This window comes from Pseudomonas sp. LBUM920, from assembly GCF_003852315.1.
Classification (GTDB): Bacteria; Pseudomonadota; Gammaproteobacteria; order Pseudomonadales; family Pseudomonadaceae; genus Aquipseudomonas.
Genome location: NZ_CP027762.1, coordinates 4,524,019 through 4,547,057, shown reverse-complemented (window position 1 = coordinate 4,547,057; position 23,039 = coordinate 4,524,019). Strand labels below are relative to the sequence as shown.

Sequence of the window (23,039 nt, the reverse complement as noted above, 5' to 3'; positions counted from 1 at the left end):
CGGGGTGTTTACCCCGCCATTGCCAAGCGGTTGCGGCCTTCGCGCTTGGCCACGTACAAAGCGTTGTCGGCACGGCGCAACAGGCTTTCGGCAGACTCTGCGGCCAACAGCGTCGAGCACCCCAGGCTCACGGTCAGCTCCACCCGCGTGGTATCTGCCCAATAGTCCTGAGCTTGTGCTGCCTTGCGCAGGCGCTCGCCGACCATACCTGCCGCGTCCCGGCCGGTGTTGGAGAGCAGGATCAAAAACTCTTCCCCGCCAAATCGAAACACCATGTCGACATTGCGCAGCTGGCTTTTGATCGCCCCGGCCACAGCGCGCAGTACGGTGTCGCCGGTTGCGTGGCCGTGAGTGTCGTTGATCTTCTTGAAGTGATCGATATCCAGCATCAGTAGAGACAACGGGTTCATGTGCCGCCGGGCCATGTCGATCTCGCGTTGCAGGGTCTGGTCCATGGCGACGCGATTACCGGTTTCGGTCAACGGGTCACGCAGAGCGCTGCGAGTGGCGGCGCGGTAGAGCAGGGCGTTGCGCATCGGATAAAGCAACGTCGCCAGCAGCGCTTCAAGCTGGACCAGTTCGTCTTCCAGCAGGCGTTGATTGCGTCGAAATATCAGCTCGCCCAAGTGCTCACCTTCATGGCTCAAGGCATAGCTCACCGAGTGGTGGCCGCGATGGCCAAATTCCAGGCGCAGGTCGCTGGCTTCGTGGCGATACTGCAACGCATCCAAAGGCACCAGGCGCTGAATCTCGCGAAAGAACAGCCCAAGGATCCGCTGGGGCTCCAGGCTGACTTGCAATTGTTGGCTCAATTGCTGACGAAGTTGGGCGAACGACGCTGGTCGACGGGGTGGCAGGAGAGACGGCTGACCAAAGCCCAGGCGTTGCAATTTGGCACTGTCGAAGTCAATTGCGTGAGTCTGGGTCGGTGTTTTCATAAGCTATCTGCCTCTAAGCACTTAACTGTCTTACAGGCTGCGTGAGAGTGGCGAGTGCCAAGCGTCTTACTGTTCCTTCAGTTCCGTAAAACATTGGTAACAGTTTAAACCGCTTTACCAGGGGTTATAACCCCTGGGTACTGCCGCACGTCTTGTCATCGCTTAACCTGCTTGAAAGGGATTAGAGCGAGATTCATGCCATTTCGTTTAACTTAATAAAACTCCTTATAAATCAACGACCATTTTACAGAGTAAAAACAGTCGTTGGGTACTGACGTCAGTTATTTGGCTGATTGAACCAGCGTAGTGCTGTCAATCTGATCAATCGACGTCACGCCGGTCAGTGTCATGGCCACGCGCATCTCCTTGGCGAAGATGTCCAGCAGGTTTTCAACGCCGTGCTGGCCATCGGCAGCCAGCGCATAGGCCGTCGCGCGTCCCAGCAGGCAGGCCTTGGCACCCAGTGCGAGCATGCGCACCACATCCAGCCCGGAACGGATGCCCGAGTCGACAAGTACCGTCAGGTCATCGCCAACCCCATCGGCAATCGGCGGCAAGGCTCTGGCGGTAGAGAGCACGCCATCAAGCTGACGGCCGCCGTGGTTGGAGACCACGATACCGTCGGCGCCGAAACTCACCGCATCCTTGGCGTCCTGTGGGTCGAGAATGCCTTTGATGATCATCGGGCCTTTCCAGAATTCACGGATCCACTCCAGGTCTTTCCAGCTGATCGACGGGTCGAAGTTGTTGGCCAGCCAGCCGATGTAATCTTCCAGATGAGTCGGCTTGCCGAGGTATTTTGAGATGTTGCCCAGATCGTGGGGGCGGCCCATCAGGCCTACGTCGAAGGCCCATTGCGGTTTGGTGACCGCCTGCAGCATGCGTCGCGACGCCGCGAACGGCCCGGACATGCCGGAGTGGGCATCGCGGTAACGCGCGCCAGGCGTCGGCATGTCCACGGTGAATACCAGTGTGGTGACCCCGGCAGCCTGCGCGCGCTCCAGCGCATTGCGCATAAATCCACGGTCCTTGAGCACATAGAGCTGGAACCAGATCGACTGCGGGCTCTGCGATGCCACTTCTTCAATCGAGCACACCGACACCGTCGACAAGCAAAACGGAATGCCCTGGTTCGCCGCTGCCTTTGCCGCTTGCACCTCACCACGCCGCGCGTACATGCCGGTAAGCCCCACCGGGCTCAGAATCACGGGCATGGCCAGTTCCTGGCCGAACAGGTGGGTCTTGAGGCTCAGGTTGTCGACGTTGCGCAGGATACGCTGGCGCAGGCTGATCTCGGCCAGGTCCGAACTGTTGGCGCGCATCGTGTGCTCGGCGTAGGCGCCGCCGTCGATGTAGTCGAACAGAAAGCGCGGCAGCTTGCGCTTGGCGGCGGCGCGGTAATCGGAAGCGGACGAGATGATCATCAACAGTGTCTCCACAAGGCAAGGTGGGTTCAGCATAAGGAAATATCTGGCATGATAAAAACAACTTTTATCGCTAGTAGCCAGTCGCTAAAGGAATACCGATGAACCTCAGAACGCTGCGCGCCTTTGTCGAAGTGGTGCGCCAGGGCGGTTTCTCCCAGGCGGCCCAAGTGGTGTCCCTGACACAGTCCACCGTGAGCAAGGCGGTCAAGACGCTGGAGGATGAATTGGGTACGCCGTTGCTCAATCGCCTGGGCCACAGGAACGAACTGACCGCCGCTGGCGAAATTGCCTACCGCCGCGCGCTGGTGTTGCTCGCTGAACGCAACGATTTGGTGGCCGAGATCAACGACCTGCGCGGGCTCAAGCGCGGCGTATTGCGCATTGGCTTGCCGCCCGTGGGCTGCGGCGTGTTGTTTGCCGCGATGTTCGCCGCTTACCGCAGGCTGTACCCGGATATCGATATCGAGCTTACCGAGTATGGCAGCAAGAAATTGCGTGAATGCCTGGAAGCCGGGGAGGTCGATCTGGCGGCGCTGCTGTTGCCCATGGATGAAGATTTCGACTATCAGTCAGTGCGCAACGAACCCTTGATGGCCGTGCTGCCCATGAGCCATCCACTCGCCCAACGCACACGTATTGATTTCAACGACTTGGCGGATTCGCCGTTTATCCTGTTCGAAGCGGGTTTTGCCCTGAATGCCAAGATTCTTGCCGCCTGTGAACGCAAAGGCGTGACGCCGAGGGTGACGGCCCGCAGCGGCCAGATCGACTTTATCGTCGACTTGGTGGCGGCGGGGCTAGGCGTCGCTTTTCTGCCGCGCATGCTTGCGCACAAGCATCAACAACCCGGCATCGCCTTGATTGCTTTGGACGAGGCGCACACTGATTGGCACATCGCCCTGGCGTGGCGCGCCAGTGCGCACCTGCCGCCCGCCGCCCGCGCCTGGCTGGACCTGGCCAAGGAAATGGCCAGCCCGGTATAGACGTTCACAGCGGTTGGCCGAAGTAATTCTGGAAAATATGCCTCAGTGCTTGACTTCTTCTTTTTAATCAGTAACATACGGCGCATTCCGCGATAGCTCAGTTGGTAGAGCAAATGACTGTTAATCATTGGGTCCCTGGTTCGAGTCCAGGTCGTGGAGCCAGATAGAGAAAAGCCTGCAGAGATGCAGGCTTTTTTTTGCCTTGGATTTGACTGATGGCAGCCACCCCAACCCCTATACAACGCCCACCCCAAAGCCATAAGATGAGAAGCATTATCATTTAATGCGGATCTGACATGCACGACGACAGCATCGCCTCGCCGGTCGCCAAGCTGTATACGAATCACCATGGCTGGCTTCGGGGTTGGTTGCATCGGCGGCTGGGGCACAGTGCCGATGCCGAAGACCTGGCACACGACACGTTTATCCGCGTGTTGCGCTCCAAGGAGGATGTGCGCGAGTTGCGCCAACCCATGGCGTTTTTGGCCACCATCGCCAATGGCTTGCTGATCAATCGCTGGCGTCGCCAAGCGATCGAGCGGGCGTACTTGGAAGCACTGGCGGCGCGGCCGCTGGCTGAGGAGCCTTCGCCGGAGGAGCGCCACCTGATGATCGAGACCTTGTTGCAGTTGGATTCGCTGCTGGTCGGGTTGTCGGCGCGGGTTCGGCAGATTTTCTTTTTGTCCCAGCTCGATGGCCTGACCTATCCGCAAATCGCTGCGCAGTTGAGCCTGACGGTGGCCCAGGTGCAGCGGGCCATGGGCAAAGCATTCAGTGTGTGCTACGCGAGTCGCTTTGAATGAGGGGCGCTGCAGTTGACCCGCGCGTGCGCGACCGTGCAATCGATTGGCTGGTGCGGATCCAGTCCGGGTTGATGAGCGCCGGTGATCATCAAGCGCTGCGGCAGTGGCGTGAGGCGAGTGCCGAGCATGAGCATGCGTGGCAGCGGGTAAGCAGCTTGCCGTTGATGCTTCAGCCGGGCGCCGATCTATTAGCCGATGCCACGGCGCGCCGGGCGTTGCAGGCGGCCGGGGCTGACCCGCAACGTCGTCGCCAGGTGCTCAAGTGTTTGCTGGCGTTGGGGCTGCTGGGTGGGATCTCCTGGCAAACGGCGGATTCCACCTTGGTGCGTTCGGCATTGGCGAGCTATCGCACGCGTGTGGGGGAGCGGCGGCACTGGGCCCTGGCGGATGGCTATTCGCTGTGGCTAAACACCGCCAGTGCGGTAAACCTGGACTTGGGCGCAGGGCAACGCAGCGTGGAGCTGGTCGAGGGCGAACTGGCCCTGGATACCCCGGCCGGGTCTGCGTCGCTGGAACTGCTGACCCCCAACGCGGTGCTCTACAGCCATGGCGCCCACCTGCTGGTGCGTCATGATCGCCAAGGCACCCGGGTGACGGTGTTGCGCGGGCTGGCGCAAGTGAGCACGCGGCATCAGCCGACGCCGGTGCCGTTGCAGGCAGGCTGGCAGATGCAGGTGGACGAGCGTGGGGCAGGGCGCCCGAGCCCCGTCGATCGGGTGCTGGCCCAGGCCTGGATGCGCGGCTTCCTGCCTGCCGAGCGCATGCGCCTGGACCACCTGTTGGCTGAGCTGTCGCGCTATCGCCCAGGCTTACTGCGTTGCAGCGAGGCGGTGGCCGCCCTGCGCATCACTGGCAGTTTCCAGCTGGACGATACCGATGCTGCGCTCGCGTTGGTCGCCAACACGTTGCCGGTGCGTATCGAGCGAAGAACGCGTTACTGGGTGACGGTGGTGCCTGCGTGAAGTTTTTTTTTCGCGGCGCGATAGTTTTTTCGATCTGGCTTGGCCTTTAGGTATTACCCACCGGCACAGGTGGGTTTCAACCCCTAGGAGCCTTGCATGATTTCCCCCGCTCGTGTCTTGCGTACCCATACATTCAGCTTGCTGTTTTTGAGTTTACAGCCGCTCTACGGTGAGCTGGTTTTTGCCGCCGGCGAACGCCCTTACCGAATTAGCGCCGGCCCGCTGGATCAAGTGCTGTCGCGCTTTGGTGCCGAGGCGGGCATCAGCATGGCGGGCAGTGCGCTGCTTACGGCCGACAAGACCAGCCACGGGCTGCAGGGGGAGTACAACATTGAGTCGGGCCTGACCCAACTGCTCTCAGGCACTGGCCTGGGCTATCAGCGCCAGGCCGACGGCGGCTATGTCTTGCGTGCGCATCAAGGTGCAGTCCTGCTGCCGACGCAAAAGGTCACGGGCGAAAATCTCGACGAGGAAGACGTCTACCGCGCGCCGCGCTCATCGGTGTACATCTCCGGCGAAGACATGCAGCGCTTTGGCGTGGTCTCTGTGGGCGACGTGCTCAAGGGCCAGCCGGGCGTGCAGGTCGGCGACAGCCGCAATGGTGGCGGGCTGGATGTGAATATCCGCGGCATCCAGGGCCAGAGCCGGGTGGCGGTCACGGTGGACGGGTCGCAGCAGGCACTGGATGTCTATCGTGGTTATGCCGGTACCCAGCAGCGCAGTTACATCGACCCGGACATGATCAGCGACATCACGGTCGACAAGGGCCCCAGCCTGACCTCCAGTGCCATCGGCGGCACGGTGAAAATGCGCACCCTCACGGTCGACGACATCCTCAAGGACGGCCAGACCATCGGCCTGCGCCTCAAGGGCGACCTGTGGAACAACGGCGTCGCTCCAGCCTCCCGAGACCCGCATTCCAAGACCGAAGACCTGTACTCGGAACCGCACCAGAGTCGCGGTGGGCTGCTCGGCTCAGAGGCGCAGGCCGGCAGCGCGGCATTTGCCTATACCCATGACTTTTTCGACGTCGTGGCGGCCTATGCCAAGCGCAACCAGGGCAATTATTTCGCCGGCAAAAAGGGCCAGGACCGCTACCGCACCTACGACCGTTGGGGCGATGAAGAAACCAGCGTGGCAACCACCTACAACGCTGGCGAAGAAGTGCTGAACTCCTCGTCGAGGACCGAATCCTTGCTGCTCAAGACCACCCTGCGTCCGGCGGACGGCCATACTTTCGACCTGGGTTACCGCCGCTATGACGGGCGCATCGGCGAGATCATGCCTTCGGATATCTTCCGCTTCGGCACCGGCGGCATCTATCAGTACCCCTTGGGCCACACCAAAATCGACACCTACACCGCGCGTTACAACTACTTGCCTGCGGGTAACCCGTTGGTGGACCTGACTGCCGACCTGTGGCTCACCGATGCGCAAACCAGCCAGCTCACCTCGGTACGCGCGCCGGCGTCCCAGGCGTATCGCTCGGACCGCGCCTGGAGTCGTCAGGCTAACCAGCGTATTGGCGGCGGCCTGGCCAACACCTCGAACTGGGCGACCGACTACGGCGACTTGAAACTGGACCTGGGCGGCTCGTTCCAGCTCGAAGAGCTGCGCCCGCAAAAAGGCGTGGTCACCAACCAGGACGATATCAACGCCAACCGCATGCTGCGCGAAGGCTCGCGGCAAGAGTTCAGCTTCAATGGCAAGCTGGAGTACAAACCGGTGGACCGCCTCACGTTATGGGGCGGCGGGCGTTACACCCACTATCGCAGCAAAGACCACATCGCCAATGCCACGGCGCGCGAGGAGGAGCGTAACTTGCGCTACCTGCGGGTCTACAACGGTGGCGGCTCCGGCAACATGATGTGGTTCCCGGACCAGAACGGCCAGTACACCGACGCCACCGATCCGCGGCTGACCAATGGGATTGTCTTCCAGAACACCAACTACCCCTTTGAGGGCGTTCGCTACAACGATTTTGGCGCGGTCGATTCGACGGTCTATCCGTCCCAGGTCGGCAGCGTGGTTACCGGCTATGAGTATTCGGGCAAGGCGAGCAACAGCGGAGGCGCTTTCGCTCCGGCCGTGGGCATCAATATCGAAGTGCTGCCGGACACCTTCGTCTACGCCTCCTACACCCGGGGTTTTCGTATGCCTTCGCTGTTCGAAACCAGCCAGGGCGTGTTGCAGACCATGCCCGGCAAGGGCCTGAAGCCTGAGCGTTCAAGTAACTGGGAGGTCGGCGCGAGCACGCTGCAAAAGGGGTTGTTGTTCGATGACGACTCGGCGGCGATCAAGCTGGCCTATTTCAACAACACCATCAAACACTACATCACCCGCTACTACGACCCAAGCCCGGGCTTGTGGGGCTTGATGCGCTTCAGCAACACCGACAGCTACAAGACCAGCGGCCTGGAATTGCAAACCCGCTACGATGCCGGGCGTGTATTTGCCGACCTGTCGTCCACCTACTACCTGAAGACCGAAACCTGCGATGCGGCGTTCGCGGCCACACTGCGCGCTACCAGTGACAGCTACCAGAAAACCAGTAATACGCCGAACTGCACGCCGGGCAGCTTCATGGGTTCTTACACCAACACCCAGAACCCGCCACGGTTCGCAGGCAACCTCACCACAGGCCTGCGCTTCTTCGACCAGAGCCTTACGCTCGGTACGCGCATCACCTACACCTCAGGCCCCACCGTCACCGCCGACAAACCCTGGCAGACCGGCGCCACCACGCCGCAATTGAATTACCGCGAAGTGGCCTTGGTCGATCTGTTCCTTAACTACAAGTTGCAGGAAGACGCCAGCCTCAACGTGTCGCTGCAAAACCTGACCGATCGCTACTACCTGGATCCACTGGCGCAGAGTTTCATGCCGGCGCCGGGGCGTACGCTGCGGGTGGGAGTGCAGGCGAAGTTCTAGAGGCAACGGTTGTGATCCTCGCGCGGCGGTGCAACAGCCCATCACGCGAGGTTCGGCAAGGCGGGGTTACAACGTCTGCACGATAATCTGGCTTTTCAGGTCGTTGACCATGCCTTCAATCGCCGGCTTCATGGCGACAAACTCCTGTGGGCTGCACAGCGCGTCGGGGTGGCTGAACGCATAGCTGCGGGTGATGAGTACGCTGTTGCCTTCCTTGACGTAAGTGGTCTGGTAGTTGAATCCACCGGTGTTGAGCGTTACAGCCTTGGGCACCGCGAGGATATTCAATTGTTTGGGGAAGTCGAAGCGCGCTTTTTCTTCAATCGTGCCAGAGGTACAGATGAAGGCCTGCGTGCGGTCTTGTTCCGCCATGAGGCTGAACACGTTCTGGCCGATGCCGCCCGCGAGGCTGCTGAGCGTCGGTACGCCCGTGGGGCCGGGCAGGTTGACCAGGTTCTCGGTACGCCCTTTGACCGTGGACGTGAAGGTGGCGGCATTGCCTTCCAAGGGGTCGGTTTCAATCTTGCCGCTGCCGCTTTGCCCGTACATGCTGAGGACTTTCTGGGTCAGTTGATCACGGTCGGCAGGCATGATGGATTTGAACAGGAAACGATTGAGTTCCGTGGCCCAGCCTTCCACCGTGGTGCCGTTGGTGAAGTCCGCCGCGCCGCTCGGGTCGATCTTGAAGTGCAGCGTGCCGTCCACCTTGCCCAATTGGTGTGAAGGTGTACGCGCCAGTTCGCCGCTCTGGGTCAGTAACACGGGTTTACCCAGTTCCGGAATCATCAAGTAGCCGGCGGCGATGGGGGTTGCGGTGGAGTCCAGATAAAGGTCGAGGGTCGGGACGTAAGTGATCGCATGGTTAAGCAAACCCAGGGTCGGCACCTTCGGCAGTACGTAGGCGTCGCCGAGGTTGATCAGCGCGGGCGAGCTTTCGATGGCCACCGCCTTGAGCAGCGCTTCGAGCAAGGCAACATGGTCCTTGCAGTCGCCATAACGGTTATCCAGCACCGCCTGCGCCGCGTGCGGCACCACGCCGCCATTGCCGACGTAAACCGCGACGTAGCGAATGTTCTTGCGCACCCAGTCACTCAGCACCAGTGCTTTGCTGCGTGGGGAGTCCAGGTTGGCGGTGAGTTCCCTGGCCAGTTGGGTAATGGCGGGCGTCACCTCAACCTGCGCCCTGACGGCATATGCCTGGGCAAGCTGTTTGTAATCGGTGAAGGTCGACACGGCGAGGCGTTGCCCGTAATCGGTGTAGGCGACGGAGCCGACTTCAACGCGGTTTTTCTCCGTGGGTTGCAGGTCCCAGCGATAGATTTTTCGCCCGTTGGCGGTGGTGGGCTCGGCGGCTTTGAAACCCCTTACGTCAGCGAACAAGGGCATGTCGGCTGGCATGTCGTAGGTGAAGTGGATCTGTTGGTTCTCGTAGAAGTCCGGCGCGTAGAGGTCTTCAAACTGTCCGGGGAACATCGCGGTGGTGCGATGGCGCTGGTAGCGCAAGACCATGCGGTCACCGACGGCTACGTCAGGGAAGATCACCACTTTGACGCGTGAGTCCTGGAACATCGGCGCTTCGGCTGAGGCCTGCTCCTGCTGTTCCTTGATCTGGTCGGCAGCCACCGGCACTTTGCGTCCGTCGGCTTTCTGGGTGTAGGCCTCCACGATGTCCACGGTTTCCAGCGAGCGGTTGAAGCTCACCGAGCGTTGCGCGTTGGGCTTGATCGCGCGTTCCTCATTGATGCGCGAGACCAGCTCGAAGTCGAGCACAAAACTGCCGTCGGCATTGACCACGTAGGCCTGGCTATTTTTTTCGACGGTCAGGGAACGGTCGGTGTAATCGGCATTTGCCTGTGCGCTGAACAGCCCGCAGACGACCACCACCGCTGCACCGAACAGGCGCGCCGGGAAGAGCGTAACGCTTTGCATAAAGATCCTTCTAAACGATGACGCGCGCCGTCTGGGCGAGGGCGCGCGTTCCTTGGGTAAACCGCCAAATGCGAAGCGTTACTATATAGAGGTGGCAGTGAGCCTGGCTATTTTTGTTGCTTAGCGTCGTGTGGGAAGCGTCTGGGTATCGCTCGACAGCCGTGAAGACCTGATGGGCGAAGAGATTTATTGGCGAACGATGGGACTGGTCGGCCTGGGGGAAATCGGTCGGCGTGTGGCGCGGATTGCCCAAGGTTTTGGCCTGGATGTTTTGGCCTACGACCCGCATCTGCGCAACCAACAGATTCTCGCTCACGGCGCCACACCCGTGATTGCCGGAACTGCTGAGGCGCAGTGATTTCGTGTCATTGCACTGCCCGTTGGACGCCAGCACTCGGCACCTGATGGGCGCGCATCAGTTCGCGGCAATGAGGCCCGGCGCGGTGTTCTTGTCCACCGCCCGCGGCAGCATTCATGATGAAGCGGCGTTGTACGAAGCCTTGCAAAAAGGCCACCTCAGCGGCGCCGGGCTCGACGTGTGGGCGTGCGAGCCGCCTGCGCAGAACGCGCCGCTGATGAGCTTGCCCAATGTGGTTGCGACCTTTCACACGGCGGGCGTCACCCACGGAGGGCGGCGCAATGTGGCACGCTCTTCGGCGGCGCAAATTGCCGCGATCCTGCGCGGCGAACGGCCGCCGCACTTGCTCAATCCTGAAGCCTGGGAGGTGGTCTGCGAGCGCGTGCGCCTCAGCCGTTGAGCCAGGCGTTAATGCTTGCTCGGGGAACAGAGGCGCGTGAACAGTCTTTGAGGATTTGCACCCGCGTGTTGGCGGCACGTGCGTGGCGATGGCAAAGTCGGGCAGACACGAATCACAGCGTCGTAGCCTTCCTAACCCGCGTGGCGCCTTCAAAAACCTCGCGCTGCGCGTGCGTGATGCGACCTATCGGTCTTCTTTCAGCCGCGATGCGGACGAGGTGCGGGTGCTGATCACCTACACGCAGCAGGTGTGGTAGCTGTATTTATGTGGCGCAGCCTGATAAACAGCTCGGTAACCGTTCTAGCTGGTACCGGGTGTCATTGATCATGAAACGCCATTTCGAAGATGTGCAGCTGGGCAGCATCGAGCTGTTTTGCCTGGCCGCCGAAGCCAATAGCTTCACCGCTGCCGCACAGATTGCCGGGGTCACCCCGGCCGCTGTGAGCCGCAGCATTTCGCGTCTGGAAGAACGCCTGGGTACGCAGTTGTTTGTGCGCACCACGCGCAGCATTCGCCTGACCGACAGCGGCCGTACATTCTTCGAGCAATGCCGCCAGGCGCTGACGCAATTGGTGGAGGCGCAGCAGGAAGTCATGGGCGCGCAGTCGGTGCCGTCCGGCCAGTTGCGCATCAGCGTGCCGACCACTTACGCCCATCATCGGCTGTTGCCGTTGCTGCCCGCGTTTCGCGCGCTGTACCCGCAAGTGACCGTGGACATCCATATCAGCAACCGCAATATCGACTTCGTTGCCGAAGGCTATGACCTGGCGATTCGCGTGCGCGCCCAGCCGGACTCATCACTGATCGCCCGGCTGCTGGAAGACGCTGAATTGGTGGTGGTGGCAGCGCCGGCCTACCTGCAGCGCGCCGGCACGCCGCAGACGTTGGAGGATCTGCCGTCGCACGAGTGCATTCAGTTTGAATTGCCCAGCAATGGCCGACGCATTCCCTGGTTGTTCCAGGTGCAAGGCCAGGAACAGGCGTTTGCCGGGGAGGCGGGTTACAGCGTTTCTCATGACGTGCTGGGCGGCGTGACCTTGGCCAAACATGGCGCGGGGCTGTTTCAGACCTACAAGTTCATCGTCGAACACGAACTGGCTGACGGCACGCTCGTGGAGGTGTTGAAGCCGTTTGGCGGGCGCACGCGACCGTTTACGTTGCTGTACCCCCACGGGCGCTATGTGCCGCATCGGGTGCGGGCGTTTGTGGATTTTTTGCTGGCGTATCGGGACGTGTGGGCGGCGCCGTAGACGCGGCGATGTCCCATGTCAGCAGGAGTTGGCTGATCGCTGCATTGAGGGTTTCAAACGACGCATTGTCACGCGCCAGAATGGAAACACCCTGCAGAAAGCTGTCATACACCGTCGCCATTGCCGTCACATTGATTGTGTCCGGCAACTGCCCGGCACTCACCCCTCGCGCCACGCACGCCACAATCCCTGCCCGGGTCCGTGCGCGTGAGTGGGTCAATGCGTCGGTGACCCGCGCATTTTCCGGGCTCGGCGCACTCATCACCCCCAGCGTGACCATGCAGCCCTTGGGGTGGGCGTTGTCACACTGCATGCGCGCCGATTGGCGCAGCGCCGTTTCGAGGGCTTGGCGCGGCGGCAGGGTTTCGTCCCACAGGCATTCAGTGACCTGGGCGTAGGTCGTCAGGTAGCGCTGCACGCACTCATCGAACAGCGCCTCTTTGGAGCCGAACGCCGCATAAAAACTCGGCGCGGAGATGCCGCCACCCAGGCCGGCCTTGAGCTGGGCGAGGGAGGTGGCGTCGTAGCCGTGCTGCCAGAACAGATGCATGGCCTGTTCCACGGCCTGGTCACGGTCGAAGTTACGCGGGCGCCCCATTTGTGCCATTTCGTTTCTCCTGTGCAGATCGATATAAATACTAGTCGATACATAAGTCATTGACAACGCGCTCACGCTGCACGCAACATCTGTATCGATCAGTATTTAAATCGCCTCAGCTTTAAGGAGTTGCCTGTGACACCCTCACTCAGCGTATCCGCCTCGTCCGAACGCCTGCCCATCGGCGCATTGCTCGCGCTGGCCATGACCGGCTTCATCTGCATCGTTACCGAAACCCTGCCCGCCGGCCTGCTGCCGTTGATCAGCGAGGGCCTGGCGATTTCGCCGTCGCTGGCCGGGCAGATGGTCACCGCCTACGCGCTGGGTTCGGTGCTGGCGGTGATCCCCATGACCATTGCCACCCGCGGCTGGCGCCGGCGCAATGTGCTGTTGCTGACCATCGTCGGGTTTCTGCTGTTCAATTCCATCACTGCGCTGTCGTCGCACTATGGCGTGACCCTGGTGGCGCGCTTCTTCGCCGGCGTGGCGGCAGGGTTGGCCTGGAGCCTGCTGGCCGGTTACGCCCGCCGCATGGTCGCGCCGCATCAACAGGGCAGGGCGCTGGCCTTGGCGATGGTCGGCACGCCGATTGCGCTGTCGTTGGGCGTACCGCTGGGCACGTGGCTGGGCGGGCTGGTGGGCTGGCGTACCACGTTCGGCCTCATGTCGGCGCTGACGCTGATGTTGATTGTGTGGGTGCTGGTAAAAGTCCCGGACTATCCGCCCCAGGCCGCGCACCAGCGTGTGTCGCTGGCCAAGGTGCTGACCACGCCCGGTGTGCGGCCCGTGCTGGCGGTGGTGATCAGTTGGATGCTGGCGCACAACATTCTGTACACCTATATCGCCCCGTTCGTGGCGCCCGCCGGCTTGGGCGACCGCGTGGATGTGGTGCTGCTGGTGTTCGGAAGTGCTGCATTGGCGGGGATCTGGCTGACGGCCAAGTTGGTCGAGCCGCTGTTGCGCCGTACCGTGCTGGTCAGCCTGGCGACGTTTGCGGCCGTGAGCGTGGTGTTCGGTTTTGTGGGCAATATGCCGCAGGTGATTTACCTCGGCGTGGCGGTGTGGGGTTTGAGTTTTGGCGGCGCGGCGACCTTGCTGCAAACAGCCCTCGCGGACGCGGCGGGTGACGGCGCAGACGTGGCGCTGTCGCTGAACGTGGTGGCATGGAACAGCGCGATTGCCGGCAGTGGCGTGGTGGGCGGCGTACTGCTCGATACCTGGGGCGTTGCCTCATTTCCCTGGGCAATGGCGCTGTTGGTTACGCTGTCGTTTGCGATTGCCTGGCGCGCACGCACCCATGCGTTCAAGCCTGGCGCACGCGGGGCGGGCAAGCCCGCCGTAGCGGGGCATTGACGTGGTTGCTGAGTGACGCTCATTAATCCTGCTGAGTAACGGGGTAAACTCCGGCCAGTCGTCACTACCGCCCAGGACCTCGCCATGCAGATCAGCCGCGCCAACCTTGCCGACTTCGTGCTCTTCCTGGCCATTGCCCGGCACCAGAGCTTCAGCCGTGCGGGCCTGGAGGTGGGCATCAGTGCGTCGGCGCTGAGCCATGCCATCAAAGGTCTGGAAACCCGCCTCGGCGTGCGCCTGTTGAACCGCACCACCCGCAGCGTCACGTTGACCGCTGCGGGCGAGGAGTTGCACAGCGTCATCAGTCAGCCCATGGATGACATCAGCCAGGCGGTCGAAGCGCTCAATCGTTTTCGTGACGAGCCCACCGGGCGCATCCGCCTGAACCTGCTCAGCGATGCCGCCGACCTGCTGCTGGGCCCGGTGTTGCCATTGTTCAACGCGCGCTATCCGGACATCCAGATCGACCTGACCGTGACCAACCAGCTCGTCGACGTCATTGGCGCAGGGCATGATGCGGGCATCCGCTACGGCGGGACGGTGCCGGAAGACATGATCGCTCAGCGGTTGTCCGCGGATATCCGTTGGGTGGTGGCCGGTTCGGCGAGTTATCTGCAGCAGTTTGGCGTGCCTCGCCATCCCCATGACTTGCTCGACCATCGCTGCCTGCGCATCCGTCTGGGCAACGGTTGCCTGTACGACTGGGAGTTCGAAAAAGGCGGCGAGCACCTGGCGATTGCAGTGCCAGGCGCCATCACCCTGGATGAAACGCGCGTCGGCCTGTCGCTGATGCGCCAGGGCGCTGGCCTGATGTATGCGCCGGAACCGGCCATGGCCCCTTTGGTGGCGCGCGGGGAGGCGGTGCGCGTGCTCGACGATTGGGCCAGCATGGGCCCCGGGTTTCATATGTATTACGCCAGCCATCGGCAATTGCCGATGGGGCTGAGGCTTTTGATCGACCTGATCCGGGAAGTGCAGCCGCTCGGTGATTGCTGAGCAGCGCTCATCAGTACATCCCGATTTCACCCGGTATTCATCCTCTGCTGCGTCACTTAGCGTGACGCTACGTTTGAGCGAGGAGATACCCATGAGTTTTTCATTCCAGCATCAGGTTGCGCTGGTCACCGGCGCGGCGTCCGGCATTGGTCTGGCGACCGCCAACGCATTCGCGCACGCCGGTGCAGCCGTGGCGATTGTCGACGTCAACGCGCAGGCTGCACGCGCGGCCGCCGAGGCGTTGGTGGCCGCCGGTTATCAAGCGATTGGTCTTGGCTGCGACGTCTGCGACATTGACCAGGTACAGGCCATGGTCAAGGAAACCGTCGCGACGTTTGGCCGACTTGATGCGGCATTCAATAACGCCGGCATCCAGAACGTACTGGCAGAAACCGCCGATGCGAGCGTTGAGGATTACGACCGGGTCATGTCGGTCAACCTGCGCGGCGTCTGGAGCTGCATGAAGTTCGAGCTTGAGCACATGCGTCGCCAGGGCGGCGGCACCATCGTCAACTGTTCCTCTCTGGGCGGTCTGGTCGGCGGGGCGCAGCGCGCCAATTACCACGCGGCCAAGCATGGCGTGATCGGGCTGACCAAAAGCGCGGCGCTTGAATACGCCACCCGAAACATCCGCATCAACGCGGTATGCCCCGGATTGATCTGGACGCCAATGGCTGACCAGATGGTTGCCGCCGGCCAGGGCGACGCGCTGGCGGGCATGGTCAAAAGCATACCGATGGGGCGTCACGGTCGACCGGAAGAAATCGCCGACGCCGTGCTCTGGCTCAGCAGCTCGACCTCCAGCTATGTCACAGGCCAGTCCATTTCGGTGGACGGGGGTTTTGTCATGCGCTAGCACCGGCGTCACGCCACGCAAGCCGCGCCCGACATTTACCCACAAGGAGTACCGAGCCGATGCCGCCATCAGCCTCTTCCAAAACAGCTGCGCTCATGCTCATCGGGCTCGGCCTCATGCTCGCGCTGGCAGGTGCGTGCCTGTTGGGCGGTGGCGGCTATCTGATCGCCCTCGGGGGTTCCTGGTACTTCGCGCTCGCGGGCCTTGGCCTGTCTGCCAGCGGGGTGTTGTTGATGCGCCGCCGCCTGCAAGGTGTGGTGATTTACCTGGGCGTATCAGCCGCCACCGTCGCGTGGTCATTGTGGGAGGTCGGCCTGGATTTCTGGCCGCTGTTTTCCCGCTTGATGGCGTTTGGGGTGCTGGCGGTGCCGGTGCTGCGTGCCACTGCGCAGCTGCGCGCCAAGGCTCGGCCGGCCGCCTACGCGGGGGCTGCGCTCGTGAGCCTCTGCCTGGCGGCCACGCTCTACCTGGCCCTGCAGCCACAGCCTATTCAAACGGCTACGGGCGCGCCTGCGCCGGTAGCCGGAAAGGCCGTCGGCAACGTGGAGCCGGCGACCGACTGGCGTTACTTCGGCCAAAGCCCCTCGGGAACCCGACATGCGCGGCTCGAAGCAATCACCCCGCAAAATGTTGCCGGGCTGCAAGTGGCCTGGACCTACCGCACCGGCGAAATTCCCCGCGGCAGCCAGGGGCATGTGGTCACGCCGCTGCATGTGGACGGCGTGCTGTATGGCTGCACACAGTCCAGCCAATTGTTCGCGCTGGATGCCGACACCGGTCAGGAAATCTGGCACCACGACCCACACGTGCAGGCGAACAATGTCTACCCGCGCTGCCGAGGCGTGGGGTATTACGCCGCGCCTGAGGCTTCAACCTCAACGGGCCAAGCGTGCACGCGGCGGATCATTGCAACCACCGTGGATGCGCGCTTGATTGCCGTGGACGCGCACACGGGGCAAGCGTGCGCAGGGTTCGGCGACGCGGGCAGCGTCAGCTTGCACAGCGGCATGGGCAGCGCCGATCAGGCGCTTTATTTCCCCACCGCCGCGCCCACCGTGGTGCGTGATCTTGTCGTCGTCGGCGGGCTGGTCTGGGACAACCAGAAGACCGGCGAGCCCTCCGGTGTGGTGCGCGCCTTCAATGTGCGTACGGGCGCACTGGTGTGGGCCTGGGACTTGGGCAACCCGGCGATTACCCGTGAGCCACCCGAGGGCCACACCTACACGGCGGGCACGCCGAACGTGTGGTCGACGCCTGCGTTCGATGAGGCACTGGGCTTGATTTATCTTCCCACGGGCAACGCCACGCCAGACTTTTGGGGCGGCCATCGCACCGACGCCGACGACCGCTATTCCTCCTCTATCGTTGCCCTCGACATTGCCACCGGCCGCGAACGCTGGCGTTTCCAGACGGTGCACCACGACGTGTGGGATTACGACGTCCCGTCGCAGCCCGCGTTGTACGACGTGCCGGATGGCAACGGCGGAACGCTCCCGGCGTTGCTCCAGACTACCAAGCGCGGGCAGATCTTCATGCTTGACCGACGCACGGGTCGCCCGATTGCGCAGGTGCAGGAACAACCCGTCCCGCAAGGTGGTGTGGCTGATGACCGGACGTCGCCGACCCAGCCGTACTCGGTCGGCATGCCTTCGATTGGCACGCAGCCGTTGAGCGAAAAACGCATGTGGGGGCTCACGCCGTTGGATCAGTTGATGTGCCGCATTCAATTTCGCCGGGCGCGTTACGAGGGTGAGTTCACACCGCCCAGCGAGCGCCTGACCCTGCAATACCCGAGTTGGCTGGGCGGCATGAACTGGGGCTCTGTGTCGATTGCCGAAAACCTCGGCTACCTGATCGTCAACGACACGCGCGTGGCGACCTGGAGCCGGATGATCCCGCGTGCCGTCTACGATGAAAAAGCGCTCGGCGGCGGCGGGCACGAAGGCAATGCACCCCAGGCGGGTACGCCGTGGGGCATTGAGCAAGGACGCTTTCTGTCACCGCTGGGCATCCCATGCCAGGCGCCGCCTTACGGAACCCTCAGCGCGGTCGACCTGGCCACGCGCAAAGTGCTCTGGTCAATGCCCCTGGGCACCACCGAGCAAACCGGGCCGCTGGGGCTCGCCACCCATCTGCCCATGCCCATCGGCATGCCAACGCGCGGCGGCCCGGTGACGACCGCCACTGGCCTGGTCTTCATGGCCGGCACCCAGGACTTCTACCTGCGCGCCTTTGATGTACGCACCGGCCATGAACTGTGGAAAGGTCGTTTGCCGGTGGGCGCAGAAGCAACACCCATGACGTATAGTTCGCCGAAGACCGGCCGCCAGTTCCTGGTCATCAGCGCCGGTGGCAACTCGGCCACCACGCTCAAAGGCGACTACGTGGTGGCCTTCGCATTACCTGTACCGCTGATTCAACATTGACGCGATAAAGCGCGTGAAGCGGCCGCACTAAAATGCCTTTCGAGGGTCAATAAACCTCGCAAGATCATCCACTTGGCTCCGCCAGCGGAGCCTGCCGCCTTACTCCCTTTCAAAGAAGTCATGCATGCACCTGCGCAAAATTGCAGTCGGGCTGTCAGCCCTTGTTTTGCTTTCCACCGGGGCAGATGCCCGTGGTTTGCTCGACCTTATCAAGCCTCCCGCCCAGGAACACACCTCACGCGCAGGCTCGACCAGCCAGCGCGCGGCCCTCGACCTTTATTCCAGCAAGCAACAGCAGCCCTCGTTCGCCAGCTGCGCCGATCTGTTCCCTGGTGCCACACCGATCAACACCGCCACCGTGCCCAGCACCATGAAACCCATGGCGTTGTGTTCCGATAGCTTTGCGGTGCTCTACTCGCAAACGAGCAAGACGCCGCTGGTGGTGGTCGAGCGCTTGAACGCCGCCCAGCTCAAGGACGCCAAAGGCGAGGAACGCACCAACCAGTTCTACGCAGACCCGCGCATCCCCAAAGGCGCTCGCGCCGAGTTGAGCGACTACCGCAGCCAGCACCCGGCCGTGGACCGTGGTCATCAGTCTCCGGCGGCCGACGCGCCGAGCGCGAATGCCATGGCGCAATCCTTCGCGCTGTCGAACATGGTGCCGCAAGACCCCACCAACAACCGCAAGATCTGGAGCAAGGTCGAGGCGGATGTGCGCAAGTTTGCCGTGCGTGCCGGCGGCGATGTGTTTGTGTTCACCGGCCCGTTGTTCGACGCGGGCTACAGCACCATCGGCGACAACAAGGTCTGGGTGCCGACGCGCCTGTTCAAGTTGGTGTACGACGCCTCGTCGAAACGCGCCTGGGCCTATGTGCTGCCCAACGCTGAAACGCGCATCCAGAAGCCGATGGACTACGAAACGTTTGTGAAGAGTACCGGGCTGAAGCTGCTGGGCAATCTGCCGGTCACGGGGTCGGTGGGTCGGACGTGATCACCTGCGGCCGATCCAGCTGGCGCTTGATTGTGTAGAGCGCCACGCCCACCGCCAGGATGCCTGACACCGCGCCGACCACCAGCGCCCAGCGCGGGCCCAAGTGGTCGGCGACCCAACCGACGATGGGCGCGCCAATTGGCGTGCCGCCCAGGGCGACGGCGACGCGCAGGGCGATCACCCGGCCGCGCATCGCGGGTTCGGTGGTGAGTTGCATCAAGCTGTTGGTGGTGTTGCTGAAGGTCATGGCGCCCACGCCGATGACCACCAGCGCAATCGCAAACGTCCAGTAATTGGGCGCCAGGGCTGCCAGCACGCAGCCAAATCCAAACACTGCCGCACCGGTCAGCAAAGACTTGAACCGGGGGCGTTCGCTGCCCGCGGCAATCAGCGCACCGGCGATGGTGCCGATGGCCAGGGTCGAGGTCAGCAGCCCGTAGCCGCGCGCGTCGGCGTGGAACACAGTGACGGCCATGGTCGAGATGAAAATCGGGAAGTTCATGCCGAAGGTGCCGATCAGAAACAGCATCAGCAGGATGGCTTTCAAGTCCGGCCGCGCCCACACGTAACGCATGCCTTCGGTAAGGCTGCCTTTGGTACGCAGCGCGCGCACCTTGGTGTGTTGACTTGAGACGCGCAGGAAAAACAGCGACGCCAGCACCGCAAAAAAGCTCGAGCCATTGAGCAGGAACGCCCAGCCGGTGCCCACCGACGCGATGGTCACGCCGGCCACGGCCGGGCCGATCATGCGCGCCATGTTGAACGAGGTGGAGTTGAGCGCGATGGCATTCGACAAGTCCTTCTCGCCCACCAGTTCTGCAACGAAAATCTGTCGCACCGGCGCATCGAATGCCGAGGCGCAGCCGGATAAAAACGCGAACACGTACACATGCCACAGCTGCACGAAGCCGGTGATGGTGAACACGCCCAGCGTCAGCGCCAGCAAGCCCATCACCGCCTGAGTGAAGATCAACAGCTTGCGCTGGTCGTAGTGATCGGCAGCAAACCCGGTCCACGGCAGCAACAACAACTGCGGCCCGAACTGCAGCGCCATTACGATACCCACCGCGGCGGCGTTGTGCGGCGTGAGCTGAGTCAGCACCAGCCAGTCCTGGGCGGTGCGTTGCATCCAGGTGCCGACGTTGGACACCAGCGCGCCGGCGGCCCAGATGCGGTAGTTGGGGCTGCGCAGGGAACGGAACGTGCCGAGGAAACTCATGACGGCTTCAGTTCCCCCGGTTGTCGAGCAACTCGATGATGGCTTGCGCCGTGCCCGATTCGCCCAGCTTGGGGAACACGTGCTGCAGGCTGTAGGCATGGGCCTCGGGGCTGACGTCGGTCATGGCATCGATGGCCAGGGTCACGTTGAAGCCGAATTCGTACGCCTGCCGCGCGGTGGCTTCGACGCCGGTGCCGGTGACGACACCTGTGATCACCACTTGCGTGACATTGAGCGCCTTCAACTGCGCCTCAAGGTCCGTGTTGGCGAAGGCGCCCCAGCAGCGTTTGGTCACCAGAATGTCGCTGGGCTGGTGGCCGAGTTGCGCAATCAGATCAGCCCAATCGGGTGGCAGGTCAGTGATGCGACGCGGCCGCTCGGTGCGTCCCGGCGCAAAGCCGTTGACATTCACCAGCACCACCGGCAGCCCGCGTTCGCGAAAGGCGTCGAGCAGTTCACGCGACCGCTCTATCACCTCGCCAATGGGATGGATAAAAGGGTAGCCAACGATGCCGTGTTGCAGGTCCACGATGATCAGGGCGGTTGTTGCATCCAGCGAGGTGACAGCCATGCTATTTCCTCAATCGGGTGATTCAAAAGTCGGCGAGGCGCTCCAGCAGTTTCACCGCAGCGGCGAGTTCGTGTTGTTCCTGGGGCGACAGTTGTTCCTGCAGCGCGTGCAGCAGCCAATCGTCTTTGGCGGCGCGGCTTTGGGTCAGGTGTTTGCGCAAGGCGGGCGTCAGTTCGATCAGCGTCTGCCGGCCATCGGATGGGTCCGGCTTGCCGCTGACGGCTTGCATTGCCTCAAGCCCGGCCACGGTGATGCGCATCGACTGCGGCCGCACGCTTTCAGCGCGGGCGAGGGCGGACACGGTCGTCGGGCCATCACGGTCCAGTCGCAGCAACACCGACTTTTGCGCGGTGGTGAAATCATCGGGGTGAGTCTGTTCGCGCAGGCGGCGGATCAGCTTGCCCAATGAGATGCGCAGTTCGGCGGCCAGGGTGGCGGCGGATGGAGTGTCGGCAGTCGGGGAGGGCTCGGTCATGCCTTAACCGTAGCGCCCTGCAGTCAAACTGTACAGTTTGGCTGTATTAATTTTTTTTCATAAATCGCGCATGGCATGCCTATGTGCACCCGTGGAGGCGGCTGCTAATAACCCCGTGGCGAGCGGGCTTGCCCCGCGTTGGGCCGCGAAGCGGCCGTCAAAACCCGCAGCGCATTTCAACTAATACGTCGCACCCCCCGCACTGGCCCACTTCACAGTCCTACGCGAGGCAGACCCGCTCGCGACAGCAAACCTGCACGACTCAACCCCTCACAGATCATTTACACGACGATCCACCGACCCCCTCGGTTTATACTCACCGCACCTTGCACACCCTCAAACCGAGATACCCCATGAGCACCTCTGTTTCCCTGACGCCTGCGCGCAAGCCTATCGCGCCGCTGGTGGCTTTTATCATCCTGTTGGCGGGCGCCGTGTTTCTGCAAAGCAGTGTCGGCTCACGCCAGGTGCTGTTGCTGGTGGTCGGCGCGGCACTGGGTTTGACCCTGTATCACGCCGCCTTTGGCTTTACCTCCGCCTGGCGCGTGTTCATCAATGATCGGCGTGGCGCCGGCTTGCGAGCGCAGATGGTGATGCTGGCGGTGGCGGTCGTGCTGTTTTTCCCGGCGCTGGGGGCGGGCACGCTGTTGGGTCAGCCGGTGGTCGGGCTGGTGGCGCCGGCCGGCGTGTCGGTGGTGTTTGGCGCGTTCATCTTCGGCATCGGCATGCAGCTGGGCGGCGGTTGTGCCTCGGGCACGTTGTTCACTGTGGGCGGCGGCAATGCGCGCATGTTGGTGACGTTGTTCTTCTTCATTTGCGGTTCGTTGATCGCCACCCACCATGTCGATTGGTGGTTTGCACTGCCGGCGTTTCCTGCGGTGTCCATCGTCAAAAGCTTCGGCGTCGTACCGGCGCTGCTCTTGAGCCTGGCGGTGTTCGCGATCATTGCAGCCGTCACCGTGCGCCTGGAGAAGGGCCGTCACGGCCAACTGGAAGAGGGCGTGACCAGCGAACACAGCGGCCTGCGCCGTTTCCTGCGCGGGCCGTGGCCCTTGGTATGGGGCGCGATAGGCCTGGCGCTGCTCAATTACGCCACCCTGGCGCTGGCTGGGCGGCCGTGGGGCATTACCTCGGCGTTCGCGCTGTGGGGCGCCAAGGTCGCCAGCGGTTTGGGTGTGGACGTGGCCAGCTGGGCGTTCTGGCAGGTGCCGGGCAATGCCAAGGCCCTGGCCGCACCGGTGTGGGAAGACATCACCAGCGTCATGGACATCGGTATTGTTCTCGGCGCTTTGTTGGCGGCCGGCCTGGCCGGGCGTTTTGCGCCCAGCCTGAAAATCCCCGCGCGCTCGCTGGTGGCGGCGGTGATCGGTGGCTTGCTGCTGGGTTACGGTTCGCGTCTGGCATACGGTTGCAATATCGGCGCGTACTTCAGCGGCATCGCTTCGGGCAGCCTGCATGGCTGGGTTTGGTTGGTGGCGGCGTTTATCGGTAACAGCGTGGGCGTGCGGTTGCGTCCCTTCTTCTTTGCGGGCGAGCGGCCGCAGGTGGCGTTGAGCGGCTGCTGAACGAACCA

The 23,039-nt window shown here is 62.5% G+C and carries 21 protein-coding genes and 1 tRNA gene; 15 read left to right on the top strand and 7 right to left on the bottom strand.

Annotated features, from left to right (window positions below; genetic code table 11):
• Positions 1–8 precede the first annotated feature (8 nt).
• Positions 9–938, bottom strand: coding sequence for a GGDEF domain-containing protein (locus C4J83_RS21040; RefSeq protein WP_106576562.1), 930 nt, complete (start codon positions 936–938; stop codon positions 9–11).
• Between the two features lie 281 nt (positions 939–1,219).
• On the bottom strand, positions 1,220–2,362 hold the full coding sequence (lldD, locus tag C4J83_RS21035; protein WP_106576563.1) for an FMN-dependent L-lactate dehydrogenase LldD: 1,143 nt from the start codon (positions 2,360–2,362) through the stop codon (positions 1,220–1,222).
• A gap of 101 nt (positions 2,363–2,463) precedes the next feature.
• On the opposite strand from lldD, the gene C4J83_RS21030 reads away from it, so the two are divergent.
• The 5 genes from C4J83_RS21030 to C4J83_RS21010 all read left to right on the top strand — a co-directional run bounded on the left by C4J83_RS21030 (position 2,464) and on the right by C4J83_RS21010 (position 8,044).
• Positions 2,464–3,348, top strand: coding sequence for a LysR family transcriptional regulator (locus C4J83_RS21030; RefSeq protein WP_119742410.1), 885 nt, complete (start codon positions 2,464–2,466; stop codon positions 3,346–3,348).
• A gap of 86 nt (positions 3,349–3,434) precedes the next feature.
• Positions 3,435–3,510: transfer RNA gene (locus tag C4J83_RS21025), tRNA-Asn, on the top strand.
• Between the two features lie 134 nt (positions 3,511–3,644).
• Complete coding sequence (locus C4J83_RS21020; protein ID WP_124418114.1) at positions 3,645–4,151, top strand: sigma-70 family RNA polymerase sigma factor; 507 nt, start codon at positions 3,645–3,647, stop codon at positions 4,149–4,151.
• Entirely contained in the window at positions 4,148–5,113 is a 966-nt protein-coding gene (locus tag C4J83_RS21015; protein WP_124418113.1) for a FecR domain-containing protein, read from the top strand. The genes C4J83_RS21020 and C4J83_RS21015 overlap by 4 nt, the downstream gene beginning before the upstream one ends.
• A gap of 96 nt (positions 5,114–5,209) precedes the next feature.
• Positions 5,210–8,044, top strand: coding sequence for a TonB-dependent receptor (locus C4J83_RS21010; RefSeq protein WP_124418112.1), 2,835 nt, complete (start codon positions 5,210–5,212; stop codon positions 8,042–8,044).
• Positions 8,045–8,110: 66 nt separating this feature from the next.
• Here C4J83_RS21010 and C4J83_RS21005 read toward each other — a convergent pair whose 3' ends face one another.
• On the bottom strand, positions 8,111–9,973 hold the full coding sequence (locus C4J83_RS21005) for a DUF3857 domain-containing transglutaminase family protein (RefSeq protein WP_124418111.1): 1,863 nt from the start codon (positions 9,971–9,973) through the stop codon (positions 8,111–8,113).
• A gap of 130 nt (positions 9,974–10,103) precedes the next feature.
• On the opposite strand from C4J83_RS21005, the gene C4J83_RS30825 reads away from it, so the two are divergent.
• From C4J83_RS30825 to C4J83_RS20990, 4 genes are all read left to right on the top strand, one after another.
• The gene (locus tag C4J83_RS30825; RefSeq protein ID WP_256660619.1) at positions 10,104–10,331 is read left to right on the top strand and encodes an NAD(P)-dependent oxidoreductase; all 228 of its coding nucleotides are present in this window, start codon (positions 10,104–10,106) and stop codon (positions 10,329–10,331) included.
• Between the two features lie 4 nt (positions 10,332–10,335).
• Positions 10,336–10,731, top strand: a complete 396-nt coding sequence (locus tag C4J83_RS21000) for an NAD(P)-dependent oxidoreductase (RefSeq protein ID WP_256660618.1) — start codon at positions 10,336–10,338, stop codon at positions 10,729–10,731.
• Between the two features lie 88 nt (positions 10,732–10,819).
• The gene (locus tag C4J83_RS20995; protein ID WP_124418110.1) at positions 10,820–10,987 is read left to right on the top strand and encodes an OprD family outer membrane porin; all 168 of its coding nucleotides are present in this window, start codon (positions 10,820–10,822) and stop codon (positions 10,985–10,987) included.
• 70 nt (positions 10,988–11,057) lie between these two features.
• Complete coding sequence (locus C4J83_RS20990; protein WP_124418109.1) at positions 11,058–11,981, top strand: LysR family transcriptional regulator; 924 nt, start codon at positions 11,058–11,060, stop codon at positions 11,979–11,981.
• Here C4J83_RS20990 and C4J83_RS20985 read toward each other — a convergent pair.
• Positions 11,884–12,588 carry a TetR/AcrR family transcriptional regulator gene (locus tag C4J83_RS20985; protein ID WP_124418108.1) on the bottom strand — a complete coding sequence of 235 codons (705 nt, stop codon included), beginning with the start codon at positions 12,586–12,588 and terminating at the stop codon, positions 11,884–11,886. The genes C4J83_RS20990 and C4J83_RS20985 overlap by 98 nt on opposite strands.
• Positions 12,589–12,714: 126 nt before the next feature.
• Between C4J83_RS20985 and C4J83_RS20980 the strand changes: the two genes are divergently transcribed.
• From C4J83_RS20980 to C4J83_RS20960, 5 genes are all read left to right on the top strand, one after another.
• Complete coding sequence (locus C4J83_RS20980) at positions 12,715–13,932, top strand: MFS transporter (protein ID WP_124418107.1); 1,218 nt, start codon at positions 12,715–12,717, stop codon at positions 13,930–13,932.
• A gap of 84 nt (positions 13,933–14,016) precedes the next feature.
• The gene (locus tag C4J83_RS20975) at positions 14,017–14,928 is read left to right on the top strand and encodes a LysR family transcriptional regulator (RefSeq protein WP_124418106.1); all 912 of its coding nucleotides are present in this window, start codon (positions 14,017–14,019) and stop codon (positions 14,926–14,928) included.
• A 91-nt stretch (positions 14,929–15,019) separates the two neighbouring features.
• Positions 15,020–15,784 (top strand): SDR family NAD(P)-dependent oxidoreductase, encoded by a 765-nt coding sequence (locus tag C4J83_RS20970; RefSeq protein WP_124418105.1) that lies wholly within the window; start codon positions 15,020–15,022, stop codon positions 15,782–15,784.
• A gap of 59 nt (positions 15,785–15,843) precedes the next feature.
• Complete coding sequence (locus tag C4J83_RS20965; RefSeq protein WP_218569109.1) at positions 15,844–18,210, top strand: membrane-bound PQQ-dependent dehydrogenase, glucose/quinate/shikimate family; 2,367 nt, start codon at positions 15,844–15,846, stop codon at positions 18,208–18,210.
• A gap of 124 nt (positions 18,211–18,334) precedes the next feature.
• Positions 18,335–19,201 carry a DNA/RNA non-specific endonuclease gene (locus C4J83_RS20960; protein ID WP_106576574.1) on the top strand — a complete coding sequence of 289 codons (867 nt, stop codon included), beginning with the start codon at positions 18,335–18,337 and terminating at the stop codon, positions 19,199–19,201.
• Here the strand turns inward: C4J83_RS20960 and C4J83_RS20955 are convergent.
• From C4J83_RS20955 to C4J83_RS20945, 3 genes are read right to left on the bottom strand one after another with little or no spacing between them, the layout of a single operon-like run.
• Entirely contained in the window at positions 19,176–20,420 is a 1,245-nt protein-coding gene (locus C4J83_RS20955; protein ID WP_106576575.1) for an MFS transporter, read from the bottom strand. The genes C4J83_RS20960 and C4J83_RS20955 overlap by 26 nt on opposite strands.
• A gap of 7 nt (positions 20,421–20,427) precedes the next feature.
• Positions 20,428–20,991 (bottom strand): isochorismatase family protein, encoded by a 564-nt coding sequence (locus C4J83_RS20950; protein ID WP_124418103.1) that lies wholly within the window; start codon positions 20,989–20,991, stop codon positions 20,428–20,430.
• A 22-nt stretch (positions 20,992–21,013) separates the two neighbouring features.
• Positions 21,014–21,466: a MarR family winged helix-turn-helix transcriptional regulator gene (locus tag C4J83_RS20945; RefSeq protein WP_119742432.1), complete on the bottom strand. Its 453-nt coding sequence runs from the start codon at positions 21,464–21,466 to the stop codon at positions 21,014–21,016.
• Between the two features lie 353 nt (positions 21,467–21,819).
• On the opposite strand from C4J83_RS20945, the gene C4J83_RS20940 reads away from it, so the two are divergent.
• The gene (locus C4J83_RS20940) at positions 21,820–23,031 is read left to right on the top strand and encodes a YeeE/YedE family protein (RefSeq protein ID WP_124418102.1); all 1,212 of its coding nucleotides are present in this window, start codon (positions 21,820–21,822) and stop codon (positions 23,029–23,031) included.
• Positions 23,032–23,039 lie beyond the last annotated feature (8 nt).

Excerpts from the sequence above, each read along its gene's own strand:
- C4J83_RS21040 (WP_106576562.1), bottom strand. The coding sequence starts at position 938 with ATGAAAACACCGACCCAGACTCACGCAATTGACTTCGACAGTGCCAAA.
- lldD (WP_106576563.1), bottom strand. The coding sequence starts at position 2,362 with ATGATCATCTCGTCCGCTTCCGATTACCGCGCCGCCGCCAAGCGCAAG.
- C4J83_RS21030 (WP_119742410.1), top strand. The coding sequence starts at position 2,464 with ATGAACCTCAGAACGCTGCGCGCCTTTGTCGAAGTGGTGCGCCAGGGC.
- C4J83_RS21020 (WP_124418114.1), top strand. The coding sequence starts at position 3,645 with ATGCACGACGACAGCATCGCCTCGCCGGTCGCCAAGCTGTATACGAAT.
- C4J83_RS21015 (WP_124418113.1), top strand. The coding sequence starts at position 4,148 with ATGAGGGGCGCTGCAGTTGACCCGCGCGTGCGCGACCGTGCAATCGAT.
- C4J83_RS21010 (WP_124418112.1), top strand. The coding sequence starts at position 5,210 with ATGATTTCCCCCGCTCGTGTCTTGCGTACCCATACATTCAGCTTGCTG.
- C4J83_RS21005 (WP_124418111.1), bottom strand. The coding sequence starts at position 9,973 with ATGCAAAGCGTTACGCTCTTCCCGGCGCGCCTGTTCGGTGCAGCGGTG.
- C4J83_RS20995 (WP_124418110.1), top strand. The coding sequence starts at position 10,820 with ATGGCAAAGTCGGGCAGACACGAATCACAGCGTCGTAGCCTTCCTAAC.
- C4J83_RS20990 (WP_124418109.1), top strand. The coding sequence starts at position 11,058 with ATGAAACGCCATTTCGAAGATGTGCAGCTGGGCAGCATCGAGCTGTTT.
- C4J83_RS20985 (WP_124418108.1), bottom strand. The coding sequence starts at position 12,588 with ATGGCACAAATGGGGCGCCCGCGTAACTTCGACCGTGACCAGGCCGTG.
- C4J83_RS20975 (WP_124418106.1), top strand. The coding sequence starts at position 14,017 with ATGCAGATCAGCCGCGCCAACCTTGCCGACTTCGTGCTCTTCCTGGCC.
- C4J83_RS20970 (WP_124418105.1), top strand. The coding sequence starts at position 15,020 with ATGAGTTTTTCATTCCAGCATCAGGTTGCGCTGGTCACCGGCGCGGCG.
- C4J83_RS20965 (WP_218569109.1), top strand. The coding sequence starts at position 15,844 with ATGCCGCCATCAGCCTCTTCCAAAACAGCTGCGCTCATGCTCATCGGG.
- C4J83_RS20960 (WP_106576574.1), top strand. The coding sequence starts at position 18,335 with ATGCACCTGCGCAAAATTGCAGTCGGGCTGTCAGCCCTTGTTTTGCTT.
- C4J83_RS20955 (WP_106576575.1), bottom strand. The coding sequence starts at position 20,420 with ATGAGTTTCCTCGGCACGTTCCGTTCCCTGCGCAGCCCCAACTACCGC.
- C4J83_RS20950 (WP_124418103.1), bottom strand. The coding sequence starts at position 20,991 with ATGGCTGTCACCTCGCTGGATGCAACAACCGCCCTGATCATCGTGGAC.
- C4J83_RS20945 (WP_119742432.1), bottom strand. The coding sequence starts at position 21,466 with ATGACCGAGCCCTCCCCGACTGCCGACACTCCATCCGCCGCCACCCTG.
- C4J83_RS20940 (WP_124418102.1), top strand. The coding sequence starts at position 21,820 with ATGAGCACCTCTGTTTCCCTGACGCCTGCGCGCAAGCCTATCGCGCCG.